The following is a 23,520-nucleotide window of genomic DNA, read 5'->3' on the forward strand; positions in this document are numbered from 1 at the left end:
ATATTGCTGTACACCAATGATAATCTCATTGGTCACTCAATCTATCACTACCTTATTGATAGTCATGAAAACGCCACCCGTTTTGGCTATGACGAAGTCATCCATGGGAAACAGCTGCCTGAGGCCCAAACGGTTATTTTCAATTTAATCAATAAGGATATTTCTGCCATCAGAATCGTTGATCTATTGAATGCGCTCCGCCTTTCCCTGCAACGCTGCCAGCAGCCGGTGCTGATGATAAAAAGCGACATTGCCGGACTGTGCAGAGAGTTAATAACCGTCGATAATGCCATGATTATTAGTGAAAAATCGCCGCTATCTATGTTTGCTTCTATTATCCAGCGGGCGAAGGGCGCCAGCGAACAACCGCCGCGACGATTGCGCAAACAGCTGTCGCCGCGGGAGTGCCAGATCCTCGAGCTGCTGATTGCCAATAATAATAATAAGCGGATTGCCGCCCTGCTCGGCATTGCCCATAAAACGGTCCACAGCCATCGAATCCATATCATGCAAAAGCTGGGCATTGATAATTCCCGCACGATGAACCAGCGTATTGCCGCCCTCCATCAATGTTAAATTACGCAGAGGTAAATCAATAGCGGATAAAGCGTACTTATTCGTTGTTGATTTACATTTCCTGCCATTCCCATTAATCATCAGGTAGCCTATAATTAACCTATCCTCTGCTTATTGTCTGACTAACCTCGTGAAGAGGGATAATGAACACTAAAATATTCGAAGACAACATTTTATCTCGTAATGATATCGCTGTACGCTACGTCTTTCAGAAAATGTTTTCCCCACAAGGTACCTTAGTCGCGGTTGAATGCTTAAGCCGCTTCGATAATCTTCCCGTTTCGCCAGAATATTTTTTCCGCCATGCCACCGCGGCAGTTCGTGAACGTATTTTTCTCGAGCAACTGGGGTTGATTGAACAGCATAAAGCATGGTTTTTACGTAACCATATTTCCGCTACCATTAACGTTGATGACCATCTCCTGACTCTGCTGCGCCAGAAGGAAATAAAAGAGAAAATCGCCGCCCTGACCTGTGTCCATTTTGAAGTGACCGAAAACGCCGAGAAACTTCTGAATAATTCCCTGGCCGCCTGGCAAAGCCCGCAGGATACCTCGCTGTGGCTCGATGACTTCGGCTCTGGCTACGCGGGGATTAACGCCATCAGCGGTTATCATTTTGACTATGTCAAAATTGATAAAGATTTTTTCTGGCATCTGATGCGCAAAGAGTCCGGCCGTCAGCTGATGGATGCGCTGGTCACCTTTTTATCCCGCAATCATCACAACGTGATTATTGAAGGCGTGGAAAGCGAAGCCCATAAAAAATGGCTGCAGGGTATGGAGTGGTTTGCTATTCAGGGGCATTACTGGCAGGAAGTCAGCATTGAGCAACTGGTTGCCGACGATATTGGCATATAAAAAAGCCGGGCTTGCCCGGCTTTTTCGTCCCGCTTAATTATAAACTAATTCCCACGTTGCCCAGCTGGTAATTGGCCCGCTGGTGGCGCTTTTCGGGGTCGGCGAAACGTAGCCCACATAATAGGTGAACAGGCCGCCGCTGACCGCGTTTTCCTGTAAATGCACCTGATTTTGCTGCGGATCCGCAGGGACAATTTTATTACTCTTATCCAGCGTATTATTATCATTGGTCGACAGCGCCAGATAAATATTCTGCGCGCCGTCTGGCAAGGTATTGGCCAGATAGCCCGCGTTCTCATTGCCGACCGCCGTCAGTAAAAAACCGTCGATCCAGCGAACGCTGACCCGACGCACCTCGTCCTGCGAAGCGGCGCCGCCGTCATGACGTAGCTGGCAGTTTGACAGCGCCAGGGTAAAAGGCTGCGGCTTCATAAACGCGCCGGCCCCGCGATCGTGCACTTCCGCCAGGCTGACCGGCGCCAGCCAGACGTTGCCGCTGCCGGCATGCTGGCCGCCATTGAGCGCGACGCTGCAGGAGATATCCGTCACCCGCCCGGCAAAATCGACCCGTCCGCGGTCGTAATTGGTCTCGAAACCCCACGCCGAGGGGACGGCGAGGCTGCCGCAGAGCAGCAGCCACGCGATAGTATGTTTCGGCAATCCCTTCATTCCCCCTCCCGTATTAATCGTACGTCAGGTTAAAGATCATATGCGACTCCACCTCGCCGGTGCTGGTCGTCGGGCCATACTGATAAAAGCGCGCGTGTAGCGGTATGGTGATGTAGCGGGTCTCCTGATTATTCAAGCGGCCAACGGTATATTTCTTATTAAACTGCAGCGGGGATCCATCCTTCAGCACCTGGATGCCGACGCCTTTCGCCATCCCGCTGCCGGCCTTTTCATTCAGCAAGGCGCCCATGGTGGCGGTGGTGCTGGTAGCTAGGGTGCCGGAGAAAGAGGTGCTGATGTTGGCATATCCCGTTTCACTCAGGCCGCCGCTGCACTGCAGCTCAATATTAAAATCCTTCCCGCCCGCGGTGGTGCCAACCCCTTTCAGGTCAGTACGTCTGATGGCGCCCACATCAACATTCATATTTTTCCCACTCAATACCGAACAGGAGGGCGAGACCACGGTGATCGCGTTGGCGCTCAGATAGGTTTCGAGGATCGGGTTGCCGCCGCTCTCCCAGTCGTAGGAGGTGTATTTTCCCGCCGCGAGGGTACCGCTGCCGGTGGTTGCCGCGGTTTTGATAATCTCCAGCGTAAAACGTGATCCTTCAAGGGAATAGTTGGTGGTGTTATACACTCGGGACGAATAGACGTCGGGATAGACGATATTCACCGTCGCGCCGCCGCGGCTGAAACGCATACCAATTCCCGGCACGTTGGTGGAATAAATTTTATTCCCCAGGTCCGTGGCCCCTGGCGACACGATCTTCGCCGCGAAGCGGTTGGTGCCAGAGGTACAGCGATAGCTCGCCCCGCCGGGGGCGCTCATCGTCCAGTCGCGGGTGAGGATCACCGAACCCACCGGCAGATCCGGGGGCACCACCACCCTGCCCACCACCATGTCCAGCATCACCGTTGGCGAAGAAAGGCGCGTACAGACGGCCCAGGACGAGGTGGTGCCCAGCGCCATTAAGACGATAAAAAGCGTCAGTAATTTCCTCAGCGACATACGCTATCCTTTGTTGTTTGCTGTCCCAGATCCACCGAACACTGCCCGCCGCTCCACTTCACAATCGCGCGTTTGGCGTTCGCATCGCTGATAAACATCATGCTGCCCTGACCGACGACGCCGATCTCCTTGCCGTCGGGGGAGAAAATACTCGCCGCAAACGGCAGCGGCTCATGGTTCGCCTGGCGCGCCTGCAGGGTGAGGTTGTTCTGCACCGTGGTGCCAAACGCCACCTTAACCACGCTGCCTTCCCACGGCACAACCTGCGCCACGGTGCGATCGAAGGCCACGTCGTCATGGCTGCCTTTCGGGTCGATCTCGACGGCGTTAATTCGGTACGGGCGCAGATACGGCAGGATGGCGTAACCATTGCTGTCCACGCGGGTGCCCGGCGATCCCGGGAGCATAGCGCCGGCCGCGTCTTTGGCTTCAATCAGCGCCATCGTCGAGCCGCTTTCCGGTGAGAGCACCACGCCGCCGCTGTGGGCGATCATCGTCCCGCTGGCGCCAATGCCGCTCTGACGATAGCCTTCGCCCTGGCTGTAGCTGCCGTTGAGGGTGGTCCATGGCGTACGGTAGCTGCCGTTGAGCGCCACATCATGCTGACCGCCGGTGGCGGTGGTGGTCGACACGCCGTAGTTAAGGTTGTTTTCACTGTCCAGCGAACCGTTGATACCAATCTGCGAGCTGGCAAAGCGCGAGTTGTTGAACGAGGTATTCGACGTCAGGTTGGCGGTGCGGTTGTCGCCAAACCACAGCGGGTAGCTGAAGTTGAGTGAAATGCGATCGTCGCGGCGATGGCCGGAGCTGTCCGGGGTATAGACGCGCTGGGCGCTCGCCGACCAGGAGAGACGACCAAACGAATTGTTATAGCTGACCTGATACTGCTTCTCGGTCCCGGAGCGGTTCCAGTAATCGGAAATACGACCGCTGAGATAAAACCCGCCCCAGCCGTCAGGCAGGTTCTGGTTTACCGTGAAGGTCATGCCGTTTTTTTGCCGCCACAGGGTGTAGTTGCTGCGGCTGTTTTTTTCCTGATCGACGGCGTACAGCGCGTCGTTGAGGTTGTAATAACCTTTCGTCGAGTAGCGATACGCCGCCAGCACGATGCTGGTCTGGGTATCGGTGAACATGCGGTTAAAGGTGGCGCGATAGCTCTGCCCCGAGTCATCATGGCTATCGCTTTTCAGCCGAGAATGGGTGACGTCAAAAGAGAGGGCGCCGATCCCGGTGTTCATCCCGGTGCCCACCAGGAAGGCCTGATAGTCGTCAAAGCCGGTGACCCCGGTATAGCCGGTCAGCAGGTTATTGATCCCGTGCTGCCAGGTCGCCTGATAGAGCATCGGCTTATTGCGCAGCCCGCTGTCGTCCACTTTACCGGCGGAGAGCGCGTAGCGGGTCATGCCCGGACGCAGCAGCTGAGCAACGGAGGCGTAAGGCACGCTGAACACTTCCACCGAGCCATCCGCCTCTTTAACTGAAACCTCAAGATCGCTGCCATAGCCGGATGGATAGACATCCTGCAGGGTAAACGGCCCCGGCGGAACGGTGGTCTGATAGATAATGTTGCTGCCCTGGCGCACGGTGACGAGGGCGTTGCTCTGCGCCACGCCGCGAATTTCCGGGGCATAGGAGCGCATGCCGTCCGGGAACATATTGTCATCGGTGGAAAGATTAACCCCACGCAGACCGATGGTGTCGAAAAATTCACCATTGGTAAAGATCTGCCCACCGCTGACGATGGAGTTGATCTGCGGGATCGGCCGCTGGAGATAGGTCTGGTTGCTGTTCCAGTGCGCTTTACCCTGCTGCTGCTGCCAGTTCAGGTTACCGATATGCTTCAGCAGCCAGCCGTCCCACGACAGGCCGGCATTGACGCCAAGGTAGGCGCTGCTGTTATCCGAACCGCCGACCGAAGAGGTGTGGCTGTTCCAGGCGTTGGCCATCCAGCCAAGATTAAGCGCGGTAATGCCTTTGTCCCAGAACTCCGGGCTGACATAGTTTTTCAGGCGTTGATCTTCATAGATCTGCGGCACCGAAATGTTCAACCGCAGGGAGGACTGGACCAGGTTGTCTTTGACGTTGTCTTCGTTGCGCCAGGATTTGAGGCTACCGCAGTAGCCTTCCTGTTCGCTCAGCTGCGGATTGAGCTTTTCCGCCGCGATGCCGTACTGCGTCAGCATCGCTTTGGTGTAGCAGACCCCGAGGTTACCGTCTTTGTCGCGCGCGATGCGCAGATCGTAGCGCCCTTTCCATTCGTCGTTGGTGTAGACGTCAAGGGAGTAAGTGCCTTCGGTAATCGCGCTGGTCGAGAAGCGTGACAGGTCGACCTTTTCGCGACTGCCGACAATAAAGCCGTCGTTAAATTGATATACCGTTCCCGGGTTTTCCTGTCCGCTGGAAAATGGCGGAAAGCAGCACAGCGCGATGGCGATCGCGGTGCTTAATCTTCCCGGGCAGAATGACCTCTGCTTCATTAGCTTTTCCCTTATTTAACGGCCACTTTCACTGCGACATCGGCGCCATAGTCATTAATGTTGTTAACGGTCAGGGTTTCGCCGCGGTTGACGGCGGAGGAAAGCGCCACCGTCTGGCTGGACTGCGGCGCCAGCATCACGGTTTTGCTGTTCAGGGCTTTACCGCCGTCGCGGGAAATACGGCTGACGGTAATGTAGAACGGCGTCGGGTTGTTGATGGCGAGACTACTGCCGCTGGCGGTCAGGGTCAGCTTCTCGGCCGCCGCATCGCGGTTGCCCAGTCCGGCAGGACGATAAATAAATTTAAAGCGCGAACGGATCGCCAGCTGCAGCACGTTCTGGCCTTCATTTTTCTGATTGGCCACCACCGGCGGAATTTCCAACAGATTCAGCCACCACAGCGTCTCTTTATCTTTCGCCAGACCGGCGCTGCTGCCGAGCTTAATACGCAGCGTCTGGCCGCTCTTGGCGTCAACGCGCGAAATCGGCGGGGTGATAATAAACGGGGTGGTAATGGTATCCGGTGTGGCATCGGCATCGCCGTTATCCAGCCAGGCCTGCGCCAGCGCCGGACGGTCGGCGTTATTTGAAAGCTGTACCGTTATTTCTTTTTCATTTCCTGGATAAATAAAGCGGGTACCGTTAACAATAATATTGTTGGCGTGGGCCGCAAAACTAAAAATGAAACAGAAAAAAAGGGCAATACGCTTCATGCTGACCTCAGAATAAAAATACAAGCGGCGGTCATCGCCGCTTTATTATTGTTATTAACTGCCCCATCGCGGGGCAGTTTTATTTTCTGACGGAATTACTGGTAAGTAATTTCGTAAGTCGCGTAGCTGTTAACCACACCAGTGGTCACAGTGGTCGGCGCGCTGGTGGCGTAGCCTACGTAGTAGGTGAAACGCGCGCCATCAGCGACAGCGGAAGCGTCGCCTTTCGCTTTCGGCTGAGTGCTGTCACCCGGGATGATTTTGTTGGTCAGCGCGGTAGCGTTGTCAGTAGACAGTACCAGCTGGATGTTCTGAGCACCGGAAGCTTCGGTGTTCGCCAGGTAGCCCTGTTGTTTGCTGGTAGCGCCAGCCAGCAGGTTACCGCCGGTCCAGTTTACGCCCAGTTTGCTTACGTCATCCTGTTTGGTGCCGTCAGCAGCCTGGCAGTTAGAGACGTCAATGGTGAAAGATTTCGGTTTCAGGTAAGTATCCGCTGCTGCCGCTTTAACTTCAGTCAGAGTTACCGGAGACAGGTAAACGTTCGCATCGCTGCCCTGGCCGTTAACAGAAACAGTACAGGATACATCGGTAACTTTACCGAAGAAATTAACCTGGCCGCCGCCAACATTGGTATCAGCTGCATGGGCAGCAGTCATGCCAAAAAACGCGGTTGCCATTGCTGCAGAGAGAAGAACCTTTTTCATTGCCATTTCCTTGTCAGAGTGAATTACGAATCAATGAGCACACTGTGAATTCGCATAGAACCAGAAACATCAGGCGATGCTGATTTATGCCACTGCTAATAGAATCTTCGACTGACCGGGAGCCGCAATATTTAAGGCGTCAGGTAACGAACTTAAAAATATAAGTTCGCTGGTGCTATCGGCGTCAAAGAATGCTATTTATTCGCCGACAAATATACATTTGTTCACGTTTCATTAAGTTATATAACAGATAATCGATAACTATTAATAAATGTTTATTGATAGATCAAAACGGGGTGATGGATGTTTACAGCGCGGAAAGCCTAACGCCAGGGCATGAGAGAAATGGCCGTCTCAGCATGCCGAAATGGCCGCCAGAGGGCTATTGCGAATCGTCCGAATCCGCCCCAACGGCGGCTAAAAACCGCCCAACTAATTCATACAATGAATGGTAACCGCGTAAATGAGGCGCCTTCTACATTCTGATCGCAGGCAGTCCGCGTGATACTCCCATCAAAAAATAATCACTAATCCATTGTTTTTAAATTAAAAAATAGAGAAACATTCATATCTCCGTCATCAAACCGCCATAAAAATGTGATCTAAATCGCACTTTTTGCCACGCGCGTTATAGTTAGCAGACTTATTATAAGCCCATCGAAAGCAAACACGCTTTCCACCATAAAAGTTAAAAGGACAAACACCATGAAAAACGTAAAATTACTCGCCGCTGCCGGTATGCTCTCCCTGGTCTCTTTCGCTAGCTTCGCCCATCCGGTGAGCGTAACAGCAGACACCCTGGACAGCGCAGAAGCGAAAATCGCGACCATTGCGAAAGAACAAGGCGCTTCCTACCACATCACCGAAGCGTACACCGGCAACCAGGTCCATATGACCGCCGAGCTCTCTAAATAAGCGAATGGTTGCAGAGGGAGCTGCCGGACAGGCCGCCTGCGGGCGGCTGGTCTGGCTCCCGCCGCCCACCCCGCACACAGCAATGTCGAGCCCCGTTATGGGGCTTTTTTCGTTTTTGCCCCCGCCGCCTGACGCGCCAGCGCGCGCTGAATAGACAACACGCTCGCCAGCACCACGATCAGCCCGACCAGCGCCATCCCCTGGATCTTTTGGCCAAGGAAAATCCACCCCAACACCACGGCGGTCACCGGGCTCAGCAGGCTCATTGCCGATACCGCCACCGGCGAGAGACGGCCAATCCCCCGGAACCACAGGCCATAGGCCAGCATCGCGCCCGCCACGCACAGCCACAGATAGCCGGCCACCTGCAGCGCTGTCACCTGTTGTAAAGGGGGATCAACGATCAGCGCCACGGGCGCCAGCACCACCCCGCCGATCGCCAGCTGCCAGCCGGTTAACGCGACGATCGGCAGGGAGAGCGCCCAGCGGCGGGAGAGCCAGGTGCCCAGCGCCATACTGATCGCCCCGAGAAACGCCGCGCCGATGCCCAGCGGGTCGAGGACGGTGCGCGGCGACAGCAGCAGCATGGCCATACCGAGTATGCCGGCGAGGGCTGAGAATACCGCCAGCCAGGGCGAGCGCTGCCGGTCTACGCACCAGGCGAGAAGCATCACCAGCAGCGGCTGGATCGCGCCAATCACTGCCGCCAGACCGCCGGGTAAGCGATAGGCGGCGATAAACAGCAGCGCCTGAAATGCGCCGATATTTAAGATGCCGGTAACGATAAGCTTTAGCCATTCGCCGCGCTGTGGAAAGCGGCGGCTCCAGATCAGCAGGGCGATGCCTGCCGGCAAAACCCTCAGAAGGGCGGCGATAAACGGCCGGTCGGGGGGAAGAAACTGGGAGGTGACGATGTAGGTCGTCCCCCAGATAGCGGGCGCCAGCGCCGTGAGCAGCAGGTCGAGCATCAGACTACGCGAGAGAAAAGCCATGATTTTATCTTCACTTCAAGTTAAATTGGTGCCGCAAGTATGTACACGCAATTATCTTGATATCAAGACAAGTGAGCACTTATGGACAAATCACCGCCGATCGACGCCGTTGATCGGATCCTCGCCCAGTGGCAGCGCGAGCGGCCGGACCTCGACTGCAGCCCAATGGGGCCAATTGGCCGTCTGAAACGATGCGCCATGCTGCTGGAGCCGCAGGTGGAAGTGGCTTTTACACGCCATGAGCTGGTGCGCTGGGAGTTTGACATGCTGGCGACGCTGCGCCGCGCCGGGGCGCCGTTCATTCTTTCGCCTACCCAGCTCTTCTCCACGCTGATGATCACCTCCGGCACCATGACTCATCGCCTGAAGGCGCTGGAGAAACGCGGATTTATTACCCGCCTGCCCAATCCGGAAGACGCCCGCAGTATGCTGGTCGCCCTGACGCCCGCCGGACGTGAACGCATCGATGAAGCGGTGGAGACCCATGTCGATAATGAACGGCAGCTGCTGGCGGGGCTCAGCGATGGCGAGCGCCAGCAGCTGGATCAGGCGCTGCGGGTATTGATGCGCCTGCTGGAGAGCCGTTAACAGCCGGCGGCGATAAAGTCGCCGTTAGCGCTGATCGGCACCACGGTGAAAAATAATCCCGCGGCAAAGAGGATCAGCGCCAGCCCGCCGAGGATCTTCACCAGCGGCACCAGCCAGGGCCGCGGATGGCTGGTCGCCGTCAGCCGGTTGACGGTACGGTGACGGGCATAGTGCACCGCCAGCGACAGACCAAGGATCGACAGCGCGGTGCCCAGCGCCATGGTCATCACTGCGGCGATGCCCCAGCTGACGATCCCCAGCGCGTTGGCGAACAGCAGGATCATAATCGCTCCGCTGCAGGGCCGGGCGCCGATGGCCAGCACCACGCCCAGGCGTGTCTTCCAGTCGGCGCCCTGCAGGTCGTGTCCCACGCCGTGGTGCCCGCAGCCGCACGAGGCATCATGCTGATGCGCCGGCCTCAGGGCGCGTATTCTCCTTTTACCCGGCAGCAGGCTCTGCAGCGCACGACAGATAACGTAAACCCCAAAGGCGGCGATGGTCAGGGCGCTGATCTTCTCGACGTACCAGCGGCTGGCGCTGAGATCGCCAGCGGCCAGATTCAGCCCCACCGCGAGAATAAAGACAAACAGGATGGCGCTGACGCCCTGCAGCAGGCTGCCGAGAAAAGGCACCACCCGCGCCGCGGTCAGGCTCTCCTGATTGGTGCTCAGGTAAGTGGTGACGATAAACTTGCCGTGGCCCGGTCCGATAGCGTGCAGCACGCCGTAGAGAAAAGCGCCCACCAGCAGCCAGACGCCGCCGCTGTACTGATGGTTGTTCAGCAGCAGAAGGTACATCACCAGATAGCGATGCAAGGTAATTTGCGTGGCGAGGCACCACTGGAGGAAGTCGCTCCAGTGGCTGTGCAAGGTGATGCCGGCGGCCAGCAGAAGAAGGCCGCCGCTCCCGGCGGCCAGCAGGCGCCAGTCGCGTTGCGCAAACGGAGTATTCATCAATATACCATGGTGTAAAGACGTAAACCGCCGGACGCCCCTCTCACCTCCGGCGAGCGGTGTACCGGCCCTCCCGGCCAGGGTGAGCGGTACGCCTTCCCTGACCGTTCGGGATAACATTAGCCTGGAGCGCCGCCGACGGCAAAGCGGGATTAGTTGTTATTCACCACGATAATGACCCGGCTCTTGATTGTTCCGGTACGGATATTCTCACCATATTTCATGGGCTTGATGTTGAGAATGATGGGATTTTTCCCCTGGGTGGCGGCCTGAGGCGTTTCGTACAGGTAGCCATTGTCATACTGGATATCCGCCCCGCTGGCATCCTGAATACGGAATCCAACCTCACCAGCCCCGGTCGCGGACAACTCTTCATCGTTAGCTAACACCAGGCCGTTTTTCAGAAGCGATGCGCTCCGGAAGGTGTACTCAATTTTGCCCGGCGTCAGCTGCAGCATACCGGAGTCCCCCTGCCGGCAATCGATATAGATCATCTCCGGGCGGTAATCTACGGTCCCCTGTTTAATATCGATGAAATTATAATCACCCATATTAATTTCCGTCGTCGGATTATCAAAGCCACAGGTCATTACGTTGATCTGCAGAATAATATGGTAAATATAGGTGATGGGGATATCAGTGCACTCTTTATCCTTGTTCTGACAGTACCTCAGATTAAGCTTATAACTTACCGTAAACGGCTGACCGGGGGTGATCACCGGCCTGCCCGCGACCTCTCCCTGACTAATGGCATAGCTAATCGAGGCGGTATCATTAAAAATGTCAGATAATTTATAGTAAATTTTTTCGGTTAAATCGGTGCCGGAAAGATTATGCGGCGACAGGTCGAATTTAATTTTATATTTTTCGTGACCTACCAAAAAATTATACTCGGTGCTGTGCTGCGCTTCTCCCGTCAGGGTAATAACGACATTCGATAATGATTTACAGATAAACAGCCAGTCATCATTGGGAAAGGTGCCCTCGCGTAACGCCAGCGTGCCGGAGAGGGTCACGGGTTTGAAAATATAGGTACCGTAACCTTCGATCCCTTTCTGGATATAACTGGTGTTCAGGTCGCAATTCCCTGCCCAGGCGCCAAAAGTGCTGAAGGTGAACAGCAGAAACAGTAGCCATCTCATCGTCATAGTCCTTTACCGGCAGACATAGGTCTGCGCTTCATCAATGGTTTGTTTAAAGGTGATCGTGCAGTACTGATTATTTGCTTTATCAACAGCCACTTTCAGCGTCGACGGAATCGTATCCGTGCGGATATATAATAAGCTGCCCTGCCCCACGACCCCGACGTTGTGCCCGCGGTCATCCTCGATTTCATAACCAAACGGCAACGGCTCGCCCGCGGCTTGTCGGGCATGAATCAACCACGGCTTACGCTGGTCGGTATCAAAGTGGCTGACCACCACAGCCCCCCGATACGGGGCCACCATTTTCCGGTTGCCCTTCAGTTCCGTCGTACTGTGGGAATCCGACACATCCAGCATCAGCGCGTTTTCACGGAACGGCGTGAGGTTGTCATAGAGCACAATCCCTTTCCCGTTAGTGGTGCGATATTTCTGCCCATTCACCCGAGCCCCCTCCAGGCCCGGCGCCTGCAAAATCGCGAAGGTATCTGATAATCGATTCGCCAGATTGATGCCCCCGGACCAGAGCACCACGCCACCGGAGAGACTCCCGCTGGCCTGCGTGTAGTTTGACGACTGGCTATAGCTGCCGCTCAGGGTCGCCAGCGGCGCATTCCAGGTGAGATTCGCCCCCGCGGCGGTTTCATTATTTTGCTGCTGATGGCTGAGGTTAACCCCGTAGCTGAACTGATCGCGGGAGCCGGCAATGCCGTTGAGTCCGGTGTTATTGGAGGCAAAGCCACTGTTATCAAAGGTGGTGGAGTTCGACAGATTCAACCGACGGCGCGGCGCGGTCAGATCGTCCCCCCAGCTGAACGGAATAGAGAAATACAGGTTAAACCGCTTATCCTGGTGGTGATAATCGTCATAGGTCTGGCTGGCCGATAGCGTATAGGTCAGCCGCTGCCAGGTGTTTGAGTACCCCAGCTGATAATCTTTATTACTGCCGCTTTTTCCCCAGTAGTCGCGCCACAGGGCGCTCAGGGAGATCGCGCCATAGCCCGCCGGCAACGCCTGGCTTAAATTGACCGACAGCGAGTTTTTTCTACCGAAATCATATTGATAATAATCGGCAATATCATAGATATCGTTTTCGTCACGGTGATAATGAGTTCTGTTCTTCGCCCACACGTGATCGTTAAAGGTGCGGAAATCCCGGCTCGAATAGCGGTAGGCCGCCAGGCCAAAACGGGTCTGGGTTGGGGTCAGGAATTTACTGTAGGCCACCTGATAGCTTTGACCATCGTAGGTGCCATCATCCTGTTCGCTATGCGACTGAGTGGCGTCGACAGAGATCGCGCCGAGCCAGGTATTCCAGCCCGTCCCGAGGGTAAAAGCCGAATAGTGATTGGACAGCATCGAACCGCCGTACAGCGTGAGCAGATTATTCACACCATACAGATAGCTACCCTGGATAAAATCAGCCTGCCGATCGGCCCCTTCGATATGGCTGCGCCCGGCAGCAAGATCGTATTTCGAGACGCCAGCCTGCAGCATATTGGGTACAGAAGAAAAGGGCACCAGATAGCGGGTGACCGTCCCGTCCGTTTCCTTGATGCTCACGTCAAGGTCGGCCCCGCCGCCGGCCATCTGTAAATCAGCAATCGCAAAGGGACCGGGCGGCACCTCTTTCTGATAAATGACGAAACCATTTTGCTCAATGGTCACCAGGGCATTGCTTTGCGCAATCCCCTGGACTATCGGCGTAAAGTTGCGCCTGGAGTTGGGCAACATCTGCATGTCGCGATATAAGCGCACCCCGCGAAAACGCACGGTGTCGAAAATATCCCCTGACGTGTACATATCCCCGGCGCGAAACGTACTTTCTATCTCGCCGAAGCCTCGTTCCAGATAGAGCGTGTTACTCTTCCATTCACCCGAACCAGAATCATTATTGTTATAGCTGGCGTCAGAGTGCAGTTGCCATCCCAATAGATTTAAGCCGCTGGTAAAGCGGGCAAAGCTGCTTTTGTTATTCCCGGCGCTTTTATAATCGCTGTAATACTGACTGGCATAATAGGACGTGTAGAAGGCGTTAACCCCGCGGTCCCAGCTTTCCGGGGAAGCATAGCCCTCCTCCAGTTCATCAACAAACGCCTGCGGAACGCTGAGTTCGAGGGTCAGGGTGGAGATATCAAAATGGTATTTTCCACCCTGCACCGCCTGGCGCAACGTGATGCATTGCGCCTGAGCCTTTTTGTTCAGTCCCTCGGTCTTAATACCGAGCCGCTGCAGCTGGGATAATGACAGGCAGCTTTCCCCTGGCTGCTCCTTCACCGTCAGGTCATACTTCCCACGCCACTTATTATTGACATATACATCCAGGTTATATTCGCCCGCAACCAGCGCGTCATCTGTAAACTGATAGTGACTGTCTTTGACCCCTTTCATTCCTCCGAACATAAAGTTGGTATCAAAGGTCTCTTCTGCTGCCAGGGCTTCAGCAAATAATGATGCAATAATCGCCAGGGCCAGTGATGTCATCCTTAACATAACCACCTCTTTTTATTTTACGCTGATGCTATCACTAATATAATTTCCGTAATCATCAATAAGAGTTATTTTGTACTGTCTGGCGACGCTGCCACCGAGGGTGATCATTTGCTGAGAAAATGGTGCCAGCATAATGGCTTTACTGTTTCCCTTAACGTTATTGGTTTTAATTTCGGGAATAGTGATCCAGTTAGCGCTGTTATTTTGTAGGAACAAGTTTTTGCCTTTTTGCTGCAGGACTAAATGATGAAAACTGGCCTGCGTAACGCCAGTGACACCTTCCGGGCGATAAAACAGCTTGATCCGGTTTTGTATTGCAAACTTCACCACATTTTTACCATCATTCACGCTAGCATTGGGTGGGATATCAAGGACATTGAGATAAAATAAACTCTCCTGGTTTCGCGGTAACGTATTGGCTAATGCTTTAATTTTAAGCTGCTGGCCGGTATTGGCTCTGACGCGCACCACCGGCGGGGAGATAAGAAAAGGAACACGAATGTTCTCCGGAGCAATGGATGTATTACCGTCGTCGATCCACGCCTGAACCAGGGCGCCGCGATCGCCGCGATTCATTAACTGTACCATCACCTCATTTTTACCGGCCGGATAAATAACACGCGTTCCATAGATCACAATACCCGCCTGCGCAGGGATGATGAAAAATGTCAGTAGCAGCAGAATGAATCCTTTCATCTCTTTCACTCCATGTAAACAGAGACCCGGCGAACGCTCTGCGTTACGCCGGGTTACCACATCACTCGGTTACCACGGTCAGCGTAACGGTCGACTCTACATCGCCCTGGGTAACGGAAGAACCCTGAGCCACCAGCGCATACTGTGCTGAAAAATCAATGGTATAAACACCATTTTCATCGGGTTCGCCATTGAGCGAGATCAGCGAGTCGGCGTTCAGTTCGGCGTTATTTGCCGTCACCACAAAGCCGACGCCGGATGCGCCGCCCGTTACGGTATTTTTCGTAATGTTCGGGTAAGTCGTATCAAACTGGTTACGCGCCAGGCTTATTTTTGGCGGCTTACCGGTACATTTTAATTTTAATGGCACCGTGGTGCTGTTTTTAATACCGGTATAGGTGGCGCCGGCACTCAGGCCGGCAAGACTTTCCTGCCCCACCTGGTTCATCGTAATGGTCGTAGAGTTATTCCCGTCAAGAAATTGACATGTCGTACCCACAACGCGCCCGGTGATAATAACCTCGCCCTGGTCAGTTTCCGCAAAAGCGCCGGCGCTCATAAATACCGTAGACAGTACTGCTGCAGCAATAGTTAAACGCTTCATAAAATAGTTCCTTTTATTTATTTATCCATTTGGCTTGTGAGATGAGAAAAAACTCATGAGGTGAATATTGCACGCAATTAAAACACCGACAATATGTGCATTTAATTAACTTGATAAATATCAAGACAATTAATCCCTTCAGTTTATACCTGATACGAAAATCATGATACTAATATCGTATTATGGATTGCTAATTTAAGAATGAATTCGTCAACAAACTTGTTTAATAAAAAACAAACTTGCTGCCAGCGGCGATGCATTTCGTGCTATTCTCTGCTGAAATATATGATAATTCTATCGATTAATGCTAATAATTTATTGTATTTATCAAACCTAAGGCCACCCCCATGAAAAGATGCTTACTCGCCCTGGTGTGCGTCGCGCTGCTGACGCCCTCGCTTTCGGCGCAGGCGACCTGGCGCAGCGACCAGCGCCAGGACGCTCGCGATATCCGCCAGGATAGCCGCGAGCAGGGCCGTGAAACCAAGCAAGAGTGCGTCAGAAATAATAATCAAAGCAACGCCAGCTGCCGTCACGATAAGCGGGAAAACCGCCGCGAAGGTCGTCAGGAAGCCCGTGACGAAAAATGGTAAGTCAGCCTGCTCCGGTGGATATCAGATCGCGGACTTCTGCCACCGGAGCCTTTAACACCGCCTGCGACACCGGACCGTCGCGTCTATCCCCTACCTGCTCTTTATTCTTAACTCGCCGCAGAATATTACCCACACCAGTCTGCAGCCTATGCCTCTCTTATACCCACCGCCTGATATCACCGCTTCCGCCGATTACCGCCCACGCTCCCACAGCACCATTAAGATTAAGCTCAACCCGTTAAATAAGACGTAAAGTGCCCTCACAGAGACAATGGCTATTATCCCCAGGCTTTTTGCAGTATGGTTTAATCTCTGTTGTAGTTTTGCAGTGAATGCTATCCAGACGGTTCAAGGTTGTATTCTGTCTGAGAAATTACTCATGCCATTCCCGTCGCTGAGATACGGGAGGCCGGCTGGCTGACGCCGTGCCGCCCCGACAGCCGGGAAATAAATCATGACGGCATTGATGGCCGCCTTGCCGTGGCCGGAAGCCAGTGCCTTCATCATCAAGCGGGCATCATCAAGAGGATCAGGGATGTACAGGACGTGGAAACCTCCAGGAAAGATTCGCCAGTTCAACCAGCTAACCCTTTCTTTACCCTTCAGCATACGACGTCTTATCGCTGGGGATGGCGATAGCCCATGATACCGCATGCTCCCGTAGCAAATAAAAACGTTATCAGCACGCTGTTTAAAAATAAAAAGGCAGTCGCATTTAACAATGACCTGACGCAGGCCTGGAAAGCGTAATATTTGCCTGCCATAAAAGGGAACACTATGACGAATAACGCCGAGATTAAAAAAAGGAACTTCCTGACTCAGAATGAAATCGAGTCGCTACTTAAAGCCGCCGATAGCGGTCCCTATGCCGCACGTAATTATTGCCTGACGCTGCTGTGCTTCATCCATGGTCTGCGCGCCAGCGAGATCTGTCGCCTGAGAATATCCGATATCGACCTTGCTTCCCGCTGCGTTTATATCCATCGGCTAAAAAAGGGGTTTTCGACCACCCACCCTTTGCTGAATAAAGAGATCCACGCCCTAAAGCGCTGGCTGGCCATTCGCAACACCTGGCCGCAGGCCGCCAGCGAGTGGCTGTTTCTCTCCCGCAAAGGCAATCCCCTTTCCCGCCAGCAGTTTTATCAAATTATCGCCTCCTCTGGCGACCAGGCGGGATTGCCGCTGGAGATCCACCCGCACATGCTGCGCCACTCCTGTGGCTTTGCGCTGGCCAATATGGGTATCGATACCCGTCTGATCCAGGACTATCTCGGACACCGCAATATTCGCCATACCGTCTGGTATACCGCCAGCAACGCGGGACGCTTCTATGGTATCTGGGACAATACGCGCGACAAACAGCGCCTGTCGCTGCTTCAGTAAGCCTGACGCCACGGATGGCGTTGTACTGCGTTGCGGGGAAATTAAATAGCAATAAATTAACCCTCAGTTAATTATGATTACTGTTCCCGCAAGTTCTTATTTAATCCTGCGGTCTCATCGTTAAATTGCCCCTGTATTAATTCCGGTTTTGCCGTGATTCTTTATTGTTGGCTAAAAATCCATCCCGCTATTTTTTAAAATCTACCGAGTGAAAAATCCCTTTTATTTTATGCACATGCTATAAAACCCGAGCAGATCTATTGTGACCTTGCTTAAAATCTCTAAAATTAAGAATTATCGCCAGGCGATATTTTGACTGGCTATAAATATAATATGCTATCTATACGTGGTTAATCGCCTTCACCTTGTACCGTTCTTACATTACGGATCTTTTCCGTCATGGCGTATGGTTTCGCCATGACGACCCCTCACCTCTTTTTCAGGAGTAATTATTGTGAACCGACGTCGTTTTCTTACCGCCAAAGAAGTTCAGGCTATGATGCAGGCCGCGCGTCAGGGCGCCACCGGCGAGCGGGACTACTGCCTCATCCTTCTCGCCTTTCGCCACGGGATGCGCATCAGCGAACTGCTGGATCTGCACTATCACGATCTGGATCTACGGGAAGGCCGGGTCAATGTGCGGCGGTTGAAGAACGGTTTTTCAACTATTCACCCGCTGCGCTTTGATGAACGTGAGGCCATTGAGCGCTGGAGTCAGGTCCGCGCCGGCTGGAAAGCGGCGGCCAAAACCGACGCGCTTTTTATCTCCCGTCGCGGGACCCCGCTCTCACGCCAGCAGGCGTATCGTATTATTCGCTCCGCCGGGGAAAAGGCGGGTACCGTGACGCAGACCCACCCTCATATGCTGCGTCACGCCTGCGGCTACGAACTGGCGGAAAGAGGTACAGATACCCGTTTGATCCAGGATTACCTCGGTCATCGTAATATTCGACACACGGTACGCTACACCGCCAGCAATGCGGCGCGTTTCGCTGGAATATGGGAAAGAAATAATCTTATTGGAGAAAGCATTGCAGAATCGGGAGCTGATACAACTGATTGAATTTAATTCAAAAAAATAAACGGTGAACAGGTCAATTGGGGCCAAACTGTTTATATCATAAAAATGTTTTGACATATTTTGCAACTCACCACGCCATATTTCTGCAGAAAAATTATTAACTTCATGTTTTTAATATATTTTTAAACCGTCAATTACGCACTTTTCCTCACCCTGCCCTCCCGTTGCATTGGCGCGCCTTCGCCAGCGGTATCTCTCTTCCTTTCGCACTCTCGCTAACATCACTAGATTAAATAACCAATAAAACCACATTAAACAGATTTTAATACCGGAAAACAGGCAAGATTAAACAACGAACAGATCGTTTATCTCAACGAGTCAAAATGGCCCCAATTGTCTCATCGGTTGGGCGAAAACTGTGCAGAGCCGGCAGCCAGACCACTCGGCTGAAATCTGAAATGCCTGGAAGGCACAACGGCTGCCAATCCGGTTCGTTATTTCGACATCGTTCAAAGGAAAACAGTATGAAAATCAAAACACTGGCAATGATTGTTGTGTCAGCCCTGTCTCTGAGCTCCGCGGCGGCCCTGGCCGATACCACCACGGTTAACGGCGGGACCGTCCATTTTAAAGGGGAAGTCGTTAACGCGGCCTGTGCGGTGGATGCCGGCTCTATCGATCAAACCGTCCAGTTGGGCCAGGTGCGTTCCGCGAAGCTGGCCACGGCGGGGAGCACCAGTTCGTCCGTTGGTTTCAACATTCAGCTGGATGATTGCGACACCACGGTAGCAACCAAAGCGTCCGTCGCCTTCGCCGGTACGGCCATCGACAGCAGCAATACCACCGTTCTGGCGCTGCAAAACTCTGCCGCCGGCAGCGCGACCAACGTCGGCGTGCAGATCCTCGACAACACCGGCACGCCGCTGGCGCTGGACGGCGCCACCTTCAGCGCAGCCACCACGCTGAATGACGGCACCAACATCATTCCGTTCCAGGCGCGTTACTACGCTACTGGCGCCGCGACCGCCGGTATCGCGAACGCTGACGCCACCTTCAAAGTGCAGTACGAGTAAGGCAAACATCAGGCAAGGAAGCCATCCGGGCCAGGAGGGCCCGCGCTTAATTTTGCAACCGGGGTGAAACGATGCAGGGAATGAAATCGGGTCTGCTACTGCTGCTGCCTCCGCTGGCGCTGGCCGGTAATCAGTGGAACGTCACGCTGCCGGGGGGCAGCATGCGCTTTCAGGGCCTGATCATGGCCAGTTCCTGCCGCGTCGAAGCCGGCGATCGGCAGATGACGGTCAATCTGGGACAGATCAGCAGTAACCGATTTCACGACGTGGGCGAAGACAGCAACCCGATCCCTTTCACGATTCATTTACAGGATTGCAGTACGGCAGTCAGCCAGCATGTCGGGGTAGCATTTCACGGCGTGGCTGACGGCAAAAACCCCGACGTGCTGTCGGTGGGTGAAGGCCCGGGGATCGCCAGCGGGATCGGCATCGCGCTGTTCGACAGTCACGGCCAGCAGCTGCCTCTCAATCGTCCGCCGGATCGCTGGGTGCCGCTCTACCGCGGACCGACGACGCTAAATTTCGTCGCCAAATATCGGGCGACCGGACGCCAGGTCACCGGCGGCGCGGCCAACGCCCAGGCCTGGTTCTCATTAACCTATCAGTAATCAACCCGCAGACCAGCAGGACAACACCGTGAGCAGACAAGGAGATAATGTGAGAAAAACAGCAACGACGATACGCGGCATACTGACGGGATGTGTGCTTTTCGCCGCCGGCGCGTTGAGCGCCAGCGCGCACGCGGGCGTCGCGCTGGGCGCGACCCGGGTCATCTACCCGGCGGGTCAGAAACAGGTCCAGCTGGCGGTGACCAATAACGACGACAACAGCACCTGGCTTATTCAGTCATGGGTGGAAAATGCCGATGGGCAGCGAGACGGCCGGTTTGTTATCACTCCCCCGCTGTTTGCCATGCAGGGCAAAAAAGAGAACACCCTGCGCATTATCGATGCGACCAATAACCAGCTGCCGCAGGATCGGGAAAGCCTGTTCTGGATGAACGTGAAGGCTATTCCCTCAATGGATAAATCGAAGCTCAGCGACAACACCCTCCAGTTGGCGATTATCAGCCGCATCAAGCTCTACTACCGACCGGCAAAACTGACCCTGCCCCCGGATCAGGCGGCGGACAAGCTGACCTTTAGCCGCAACGGATCGTCGCTAACGCTGACGAATCCTACCCCTTATTACCTGACGGTGACCGAACTGAACGCCGGAACGCGCATTCTGGAAAACGCCCTGGTGCCGCCGATGGGTAAAACCAGCGTCAAGCTGCCTGCGGATGCCGGCAACACCATCACCTATCGCACCATTAACGATTACGGCGCGCTGACGCCGAAAATAAATGGCGTACTGCGTTAAATCTGGTGTGCCCCGCCGCGCGGGCCACGCTGCGCATGACCAGAAGCACTGACAGCCGGGCAACGTCGGACCGGAGGGATTATGTCACATCGAAAATATGGACTGGACCATGGGGGTCGCCGAAGCGCCCGGCGCCTGATTACGCCGGCGCTGACGCTGTGGCTCTGCTCACAGCCGTTCGCCGCGCAGGCGGACCTCTATTTTAACCCCCGCTTTTTAGCTGACGATCCGGCGGCGGTGGCAGACCTGTCGGGATTTGAAAAAGGCCAGGAGGTCCCGCCGGGCACCTATCGCGTCGATATTTATCTCAATAACGGCTATATGACCACCCGGGACGTCACTTTCCAGGCCGATGCGCAAGGCCATGGCCTGTCGCCCTGCCTGACCCGCGGCCAGCTGGCGAGCATGGGGGTGGATACCGGACGGGTGACGGGCATGGCGGCCCTGGACAGTACAGCCTGCGTGCCGCTAACGACGCTCATCAGCGAAGCCACCACCCGCTTCGATGTCGGCCAACAGCGCCTGTATCTCACCGTACCCCAGGCGTTTATGGGCAGCCACGCCCGCGGGTATATCCCGCCGGAGCTATGGGATAACGGCATCACCGCCGGGCTGGTTAACTATAACTTCACCGGCAACAACGTCCATAACACCACCGGGGGCAACAGCCGTTACGCCTATCTGAATCTGCAGAGCGGCCTGAATTTCGGCGCCTGGCGCCTGCGCGATAACAGCACCTGGAGTTACAGCAGCGGCGGCAGCGCGTCATCCAATGAGAACCGCTGGCAGCACGTCAACAGCTGGCTTGAGCGGGACATCATTTCCCTGCGCTCGCGGCTTACCCTCGGGGATAGCTACACCAACGGCGATGTCTTCGACGGGATCAACTTCCGCGGCGCGCAGCTGGCCTCGGATGACAATATGCTGCCGGACAGCCAGAAAGGCTTCGCGCCGGTGATCCACGGGATCGCCCGCGGCACCGCGCAGGTGTCAGTCAAACAAAACGGCTACGAAATCTACCAGAGCACGGTGCCGCCGGGGCCGTTTACCATCGACGATCTCTACGCCGCGGGCAACGGCGGCGATCTGCAGGTCACCATTAAAGAAGCGGATGGCACCCGCCAGGTCTTCAGCGTGCCCTGGTCAACGGTGCCGGTGCTGCAGCGCGAAGGCCATACCCGCTTCGCCCTCACCGCCGGGGAGTACCGCAGCGGCAACAGCCAGCAGGAAACGCCCGATTTTTTCCAGAGCACGGCCATGCATGGCCTGCCGGCCGGCTGGACCCTGTACGGCGGCACCCAGCTGGCGGACCGCTATCGCGCCTTTAACCTCGGGGTGGGGAAAAACATGGGCTATTTCGGCGCCTTATCGCTGGATATCACCCAGGCCAACGCCACCCTGCCTGACGACAGCGAGCATCAGGGACAGTCGGTGCGTTTTCTCTATAACAAGTCACTGGATGAGACCGGCACCAACCTGCAGCTGGTGGGCTACCGCTACTCCACCCGGGGCTACTATAACTTTGCCGATACCACCTACCGCCGGATGAGCGGCTACAGCGTGGAAACCCAGGACGGGGTTATCCAGGTGAAACCCAAATTTACCGACTACTACAATCTGGCTTACAGCAAGCGCGGTAAGGTGCAGCTGAGCGTGACCCAACAGCTGGGGCGCACCGCCACCCTCTATCTGAGCGGCAGCCACCAGACCTACTGGGGCACCGACGATGCCGATGAGCAACTGCAGGCCGGCCTCAACGCCGCCGTAGACGATATCAACTGGTCGCTAAGCTACAGCCTGACGAAAAATGCCTGGCAGCAGGGGCGCGATCAGATGCTGGCGGTCAACGTCAATATCCCCTTCAGCCACTGGCTGCGTTCCGATAGCCGTTCGGTCTGGCGGCACGCCAGCGCCAGCTACAGCCTGTCGCACGATCTCAATGGCCGCATGACCAATCTGGCGGGCCTGTACGGCACCCTGCTGGAAGACAATAACCTCAGCTATAGCGTGCAGACCGGCTATGCGGGCGGCGGCAACGGCGACAGCGGGAGCACCGGCTATACCGCGCTCAACTACCGCGGCGGCTACGGCAACGCCAACGTCGGCTACAGCCGCAGCGATGGTTTCAAACAGCTCTACTACGGGGTCAGCGGCGGCGTGCTGGCGCACGCCAACGGCATCACCCTGAGCCAGCCGCTGAACGATACCGTAGTGCTGGTGAAAGCCCCCGGCGCCGGCGGCGTGAAGGTAGAAAATCAGACCGGGGTGCGCACCGACTGGCGCGGGTATGCCGTCCTGCCGTATGCCACCGAGTATCGCGAAAACCGGGTCGCGCTGGACACCAATACCCTGGCCGACAATGTCGATCTTGACGATGCAGTGGTCAGCGTGGTGCCTACCCATGGGGCGATCGTCCGCGCCAGCTTTAACGCCCAGGTGGGAATGAAGATTCTGATGACGCTGACCCATCGCGGCAAACCGGTGCCGTTTGGCGCCCTCGCCACCAGCGACAGCAACCAGAGCGGCAGCATCGTCGCGGATAACGGTCAGGTCTACCTGAGCGGGATGCCGCTGGCGGGCAAGGTGCGGGTGAAATGGGGCGATGGCCCGGACGCCCAGTGCGTGGCCGATTATCGTCTGCCGCCGGAGAGCCAGCAGCAGTCGCTCAGCCAGCTGTCCGTCGCGTGTCGCTAAGGA

23 protein-coding genes are annotated in these 23,520 nt (G+C 55.2%); 11 read left to right on the plus strand and 12 right to left on the minus strand.

Annotated features, from left to right (window positions below; translation table 11 throughout):
- The first annotated feature begins 3 nt into the window (after positions 1-3).
- Positions 4-576 carry a LuxR C-terminal-related transcriptional regulator gene (locus ABLU50_RS10635; RefSeq protein WP_004205389.1) on the plus strand — a complete coding sequence of 191 codons (573 nt, stop codon included), beginning with the start codon at positions 4-6 and terminating at the stop codon, positions 574-576.
- A gap of 143 nt (positions 577-719) precedes the next feature.
- Complete coding sequence (locus ABLU50_RS10640) at positions 720-1,436, plus strand: EAL domain-containing protein (protein WP_023319091.1); 717 nt, start codon at positions 720-722, stop codon at positions 1,434-1,436.
- Between the two features lie 33 nt (positions 1,437-1,469).
- On the opposite strand, the gene mrkF is transcribed toward ABLU50_RS10640, so the two are convergent.
- The 5 genes from mrkF to mrkA all read right to left on the minus strand — a co-directional run bounded on the left by mrkF (position 1,470) and on the right by mrkA (position 7,008).
- Positions 1,470-2,105, minus strand: coding sequence for a type 3 fimbria minor subunit MrkF (mrkF, locus tag ABLU50_RS10645; RefSeq protein ID WP_004205386.1), 636 nt, complete (start codon positions 2,103-2,105; stop codon positions 1,470-1,472).
- A 13-nt stretch (positions 2,106-2,118) separates the two neighbouring features.
- Entirely contained in the window at positions 2,119-3,114 is a 996-nt protein-coding gene (gene mrkD / locus ABLU50_RS10650) for a type 3 fimbria adhesin subunit MrkD (RefSeq protein ID WP_004205385.1), read from the minus strand.
- On the minus strand, positions 3,105-5,591 hold the full coding sequence (gene mrkC, locus ABLU50_RS10655) for a type 3 fimbria usher protein MrkC (protein WP_004205384.1): 2,487 nt from the start codon (positions 5,589-5,591) through the stop codon (positions 3,105-3,107). The genes mrkD and mrkC overlap by 10 nt, the downstream gene beginning before the upstream one ends.
- Positions 5,592-5,602: 11 nt before the next feature.
- Positions 5,603-6,304: a type 3 fimbria chaperone MrkB gene (mrkB, locus tag ABLU50_RS10660; RefSeq protein WP_000820818.1), complete on the minus strand. Its 702-nt coding sequence runs from the start codon at positions 6,302-6,304 to the stop codon at positions 5,603-5,605.
- A gap of 95 nt (positions 6,305-6,399) precedes the next feature.
- Positions 6,400-7,008: a type 3 fimbria major subunit MrkA gene (mrkA, locus tag ABLU50_RS10665; RefSeq protein WP_000756959.1), complete on the minus strand. Its 609-nt coding sequence runs from the start codon at positions 7,006-7,008 to the stop codon at positions 6,400-6,402.
- 705 nt (positions 7,009-7,713) lie between these two features.
- Here mrkA and ABLU50_RS10670 point away from each other — a divergent pair.
- Positions 7,714-7,923: a DUF1471 domain-containing protein gene (locus ABLU50_RS10670; RefSeq protein ID WP_002916131.1), complete on the plus strand. Its 210-nt coding sequence runs from the start codon at positions 7,714-7,716 to the stop codon at positions 7,921-7,923.
- Between the two features lie 95 nt (positions 7,924-8,018).
- Here the strand turns inward: ABLU50_RS10670 and ABLU50_RS10675 are convergent, their stop codons facing one another.
- Positions 8,019-8,915, minus strand: a complete 897-nt coding sequence (locus ABLU50_RS10675) for an EamA family transporter (protein WP_048295557.1) — start codon at positions 8,913-8,915, stop codon at positions 8,019-8,021.
- Positions 8,916-8,996: 81 nt separating this feature from the next.
- Here ABLU50_RS10675 and ABLU50_RS10680 point away from each other — a divergent pair, with 81 nt between their 5' ends.
- Positions 8,997-9,503 carry a MarR family transcriptional regulator gene (locus tag ABLU50_RS10680; protein ID WP_004205381.1) on the plus strand — a complete coding sequence of 169 codons (507 nt, stop codon included), beginning with the start codon at positions 8,997-8,999 and terminating at the stop codon, positions 9,501-9,503.
- On the opposite strand, the gene ABLU50_RS10685 is transcribed toward ABLU50_RS10680, so the two are convergent.
- The 5 genes from ABLU50_RS10685 to yehD form a co-directional block, all read right to left on the minus strand.
- Positions 9,500-10,456 (minus strand): nickel/cobalt transporter, encoded by a 957-nt coding sequence (locus ABLU50_RS10685; RefSeq protein ID WP_087833210.1) that lies wholly within the window; start codon positions 10,454-10,456, stop codon positions 9,500-9,502. The genes ABLU50_RS10680 and ABLU50_RS10685 overlap by 4 nt on opposite strands.
- A gap of 152 nt (positions 10,457-10,608) precedes the next feature.
- Positions 10,609-11,598: a fimbrial protein gene (locus ABLU50_RS10690; RefSeq protein ID WP_057213023.1), complete on the minus strand. Its 990-nt coding sequence runs from the start codon at positions 11,596-11,598 to the stop codon at positions 10,609-10,611.
- Between the two features lie 12 nt (positions 11,599-11,610).
- Positions 11,611-14,091, minus strand: a complete 2,481-nt coding sequence (locus tag ABLU50_RS10695; RefSeq protein WP_087833209.1) for a fimbrial biogenesis outer membrane usher protein — start codon at positions 14,089-14,091, stop codon at positions 11,611-11,613.
- Between the two features lie 12 nt (positions 14,092-14,103).
- Positions 14,104-14,787: a fimbria/pilus periplasmic chaperone gene (locus ABLU50_RS10700; RefSeq protein ID WP_060655693.1), complete on the minus strand. Its 684-nt coding sequence runs from the start codon at positions 14,785-14,787 to the stop codon at positions 14,104-14,106.
- Positions 14,788-14,848: 61 nt separating this feature from the next.
- Positions 14,849-15,391: a fimbrial protein YehD gene (yehD, locus tag ABLU50_RS10705; RefSeq protein ID WP_004205371.1), complete on the minus strand. Its 543-nt coding sequence runs from the start codon at positions 15,389-15,391 to the stop codon at positions 14,849-14,851.
- A gap of 347 nt (positions 15,392-15,738) precedes the next feature.
- On the opposite strand from yehD, the gene ABLU50_RS10710 reads away from it, so the two are divergent.
- Positions 15,739-15,984: a hypothetical protein gene (locus tag ABLU50_RS10710; RefSeq protein ID WP_004205369.1), complete on the plus strand. Its 246-nt coding sequence runs from the start codon at positions 15,739-15,741 to the stop codon at positions 15,982-15,984.
- 348 nt (positions 15,985-16,332) lie between these two features.
- On the opposite strand, the gene ABLU50_RS10715 is transcribed toward ABLU50_RS10710, so the two are convergent.
- Entirely contained in the window at positions 16,333-16,593 is a 261-nt protein-coding gene (locus ABLU50_RS10715) for a hypothetical protein (RefSeq protein ID WP_004205367.1), read from the minus strand.
- A gap of 168 nt (positions 16,594-16,761) precedes the next feature.
- Here ABLU50_RS10715 and fimB point away from each other — a divergent pair, with 168 nt between their 5' ends.
- From fimB to ABLU50_RS10745, 6 genes are all read left to right on the plus strand, one after another.
- A complete protein-coding gene (gene fimB, locus ABLU50_RS10720; protein ID WP_004205366.1) occupies positions 16,762-17,367 on the plus strand; it encodes a type 1 fimbria switch DNA invertase FimB in 606 nt (201 codons plus the stop codon).
- Positions 17,368-17,821: 454 nt separating this feature from the next.
- Complete coding sequence (fimE, locus tag ABLU50_RS10725; RefSeq protein WP_087833208.1) at positions 17,822-18,430, plus strand: type 1 fimbria switch DNA invertase FimE; 609 nt, start codon at positions 17,822-17,824, stop codon at positions 18,428-18,430.
- Between the two features lie 482 nt (positions 18,431-18,912).
- Positions 18,913-19,461 carry a type 1 fimbrial major subunit FimA gene (gene fimA, locus ABLU50_RS10730; RefSeq protein WP_004205364.1) on the plus strand — a complete coding sequence of 183 codons (549 nt, stop codon included), beginning with the start codon at positions 18,913-18,915 and terminating at the stop codon, positions 19,459-19,461.
- A 71-nt stretch (positions 19,462-19,532) separates the two neighbouring features.
- Positions 19,533-20,069: a fimbrial protein gene (locus ABLU50_RS10735; RefSeq protein ID WP_004205362.1), complete on the plus strand. Its 537-nt coding sequence runs from the start codon at positions 19,533-19,535 to the stop codon at positions 20,067-20,069.
- Positions 20,070-20,118: 49 nt separating this feature from the next.
- The gene (locus tag ABLU50_RS10740; protein WP_176391553.1) at positions 20,119-20,823 is read left to right on the plus strand and encodes a fimbria/pilus periplasmic chaperone; all 705 of its coding nucleotides are present in this window, start codon (positions 20,119-20,121) and stop codon (positions 20,821-20,823) included.
- 81 nt (positions 20,824-20,904) lie between these two features.
- The gene (locus ABLU50_RS10745) at positions 20,905-23,517 is read left to right on the plus strand and encodes a fimbrial biogenesis usher protein (protein ID WP_080838252.1); all 2,613 of its coding nucleotides are present in this window, start codon (positions 20,905-20,907) and stop codon (positions 23,515-23,517) included.
- Positions 23,518-23,520 lie beyond the last annotated feature (3 nt).

The sequence above is a fragment of the Klebsiella sp. GG_Kp173 genome (genome assembly GCF_040062415.1).
Lineage (GTDB): Bacteria > Pseudomonadota > Gammaproteobacteria > Enterobacterales > Enterobacteriaceae > Klebsiella > Klebsiella quasipneumoniae.

Coding starts and splice junctions, on each gene's coding strand:
- ABLU50_RS10640 (WP_023319091.1), top strand. CDS start 720: ATGAACACTAAAATATTCGAAGACAACATTTTATCTCGTAATGATATC.
- mrkF (WP_004205386.1), bottom strand. CDS start 2,105: ATGAAGGGATTGCCGAAACATACTATCGCGTGGCTGCTGCTCTGCGGC.
- mrkD (WP_004205385.1), bottom strand. CDS start 3,114: ATGTCGCTGAGGAAATTACTGACGCTTTTTATCGTCTTAATGGCGCTG.
- mrkC (WP_004205384.1), bottom strand. CDS start 5,591: ATGAAGCAGAGGTCATTCTGCCCGGGAAGATTAAGCACCGCGATCGCC.
- mrkB (WP_000820818.1), bottom strand. CDS start 6,304: ATGAAGCGTATTGCCCTTTTTTTCTGTTTCATTTTTAGTTTTGCGGCC.
- mrkA (WP_000756959.1), bottom strand. CDS start 7,008: ATGAAAAAGGTTCTTCTCTCTGCAGCAATGGCAACCGCGTTTTTTGGC.
- ABLU50_RS10670 (WP_002916131.1), top strand. CDS start 7,714: ATGAAAAACGTAAAATTACTCGCCGCTGCCGGTATGCTCTCCCTGGTC.
- ABLU50_RS10675 (WP_048295557.1), bottom strand. CDS start 8,915: ATGGCTTTTCTCTCGCGTAGTCTGATGCTCGACCTGCTGCTCACGGCG.
- ABLU50_RS10680 (WP_004205381.1), top strand. CDS start 8,997: ATGGACAAATCACCGCCGATCGACGCCGTTGATCGGATCCTCGCCCAG.
- ABLU50_RS10685 (WP_087833210.1), bottom strand. CDS start 10,456: ATGAATACTCCGTTTGCGCAACGCGACTGGCGCCTGCTGGCCGCCGGG.
- ABLU50_RS10690 (WP_057213023.1), bottom strand. CDS start 11,598: ATGAGATGGCTACTGTTTCTGCTGTTCACCTTCAGCACTTTTGGCGCC.
- ABLU50_RS10695 (WP_087833209.1), bottom strand. CDS start 14,091: ATGTTAAGGATGACATCACTGGCCCTGGCGATTATTGCATCATTATTT.
- ABLU50_RS10700 (WP_060655693.1), bottom strand. CDS start 14,787: ATGAAAGGATTCATTCTGCTGCTACTGACATTTTTCATCATCCCTGCG.
- yehD (WP_004205371.1), bottom strand. CDS start 15,391: ATGAAGCGTTTAACTATTGCTGCAGCAGTACTGTCTACGGTATTTATG.
- ABLU50_RS10710 (WP_004205369.1), top strand. CDS start 15,739: ATGAAAAGATGCTTACTCGCCCTGGTGTGCGTCGCGCTGCTGACGCCC.
- ABLU50_RS10715 (WP_004205367.1), bottom strand. CDS start 16,593: ATGCTGAAGGGTAAAGAAAGGGTTAGCTGGTTGAACTGGCGAATCTTT.
- fimB (WP_004205366.1), top strand. CDS start 16,762: ATGACGAATAACGCCGAGATTAAAAAAAGGAACTTCCTGACTCAGAAT.
- fimA (WP_004205364.1), top strand. CDS start 18,913: ATGAAAATCAAAACACTGGCAATGATTGTTGTGTCAGCCCTGTCTCTG.
- ABLU50_RS10735 (WP_004205362.1), top strand. CDS start 19,533: ATGCAGGGAATGAAATCGGGTCTGCTACTGCTGCTGCCTCCGCTGGCG.
- ABLU50_RS10745 (WP_080838252.1), top strand. CDS start 20,905: ATGTCACATCGAAAATATGGACTGGACCATGGGGGTCGCCGAAGCGCC.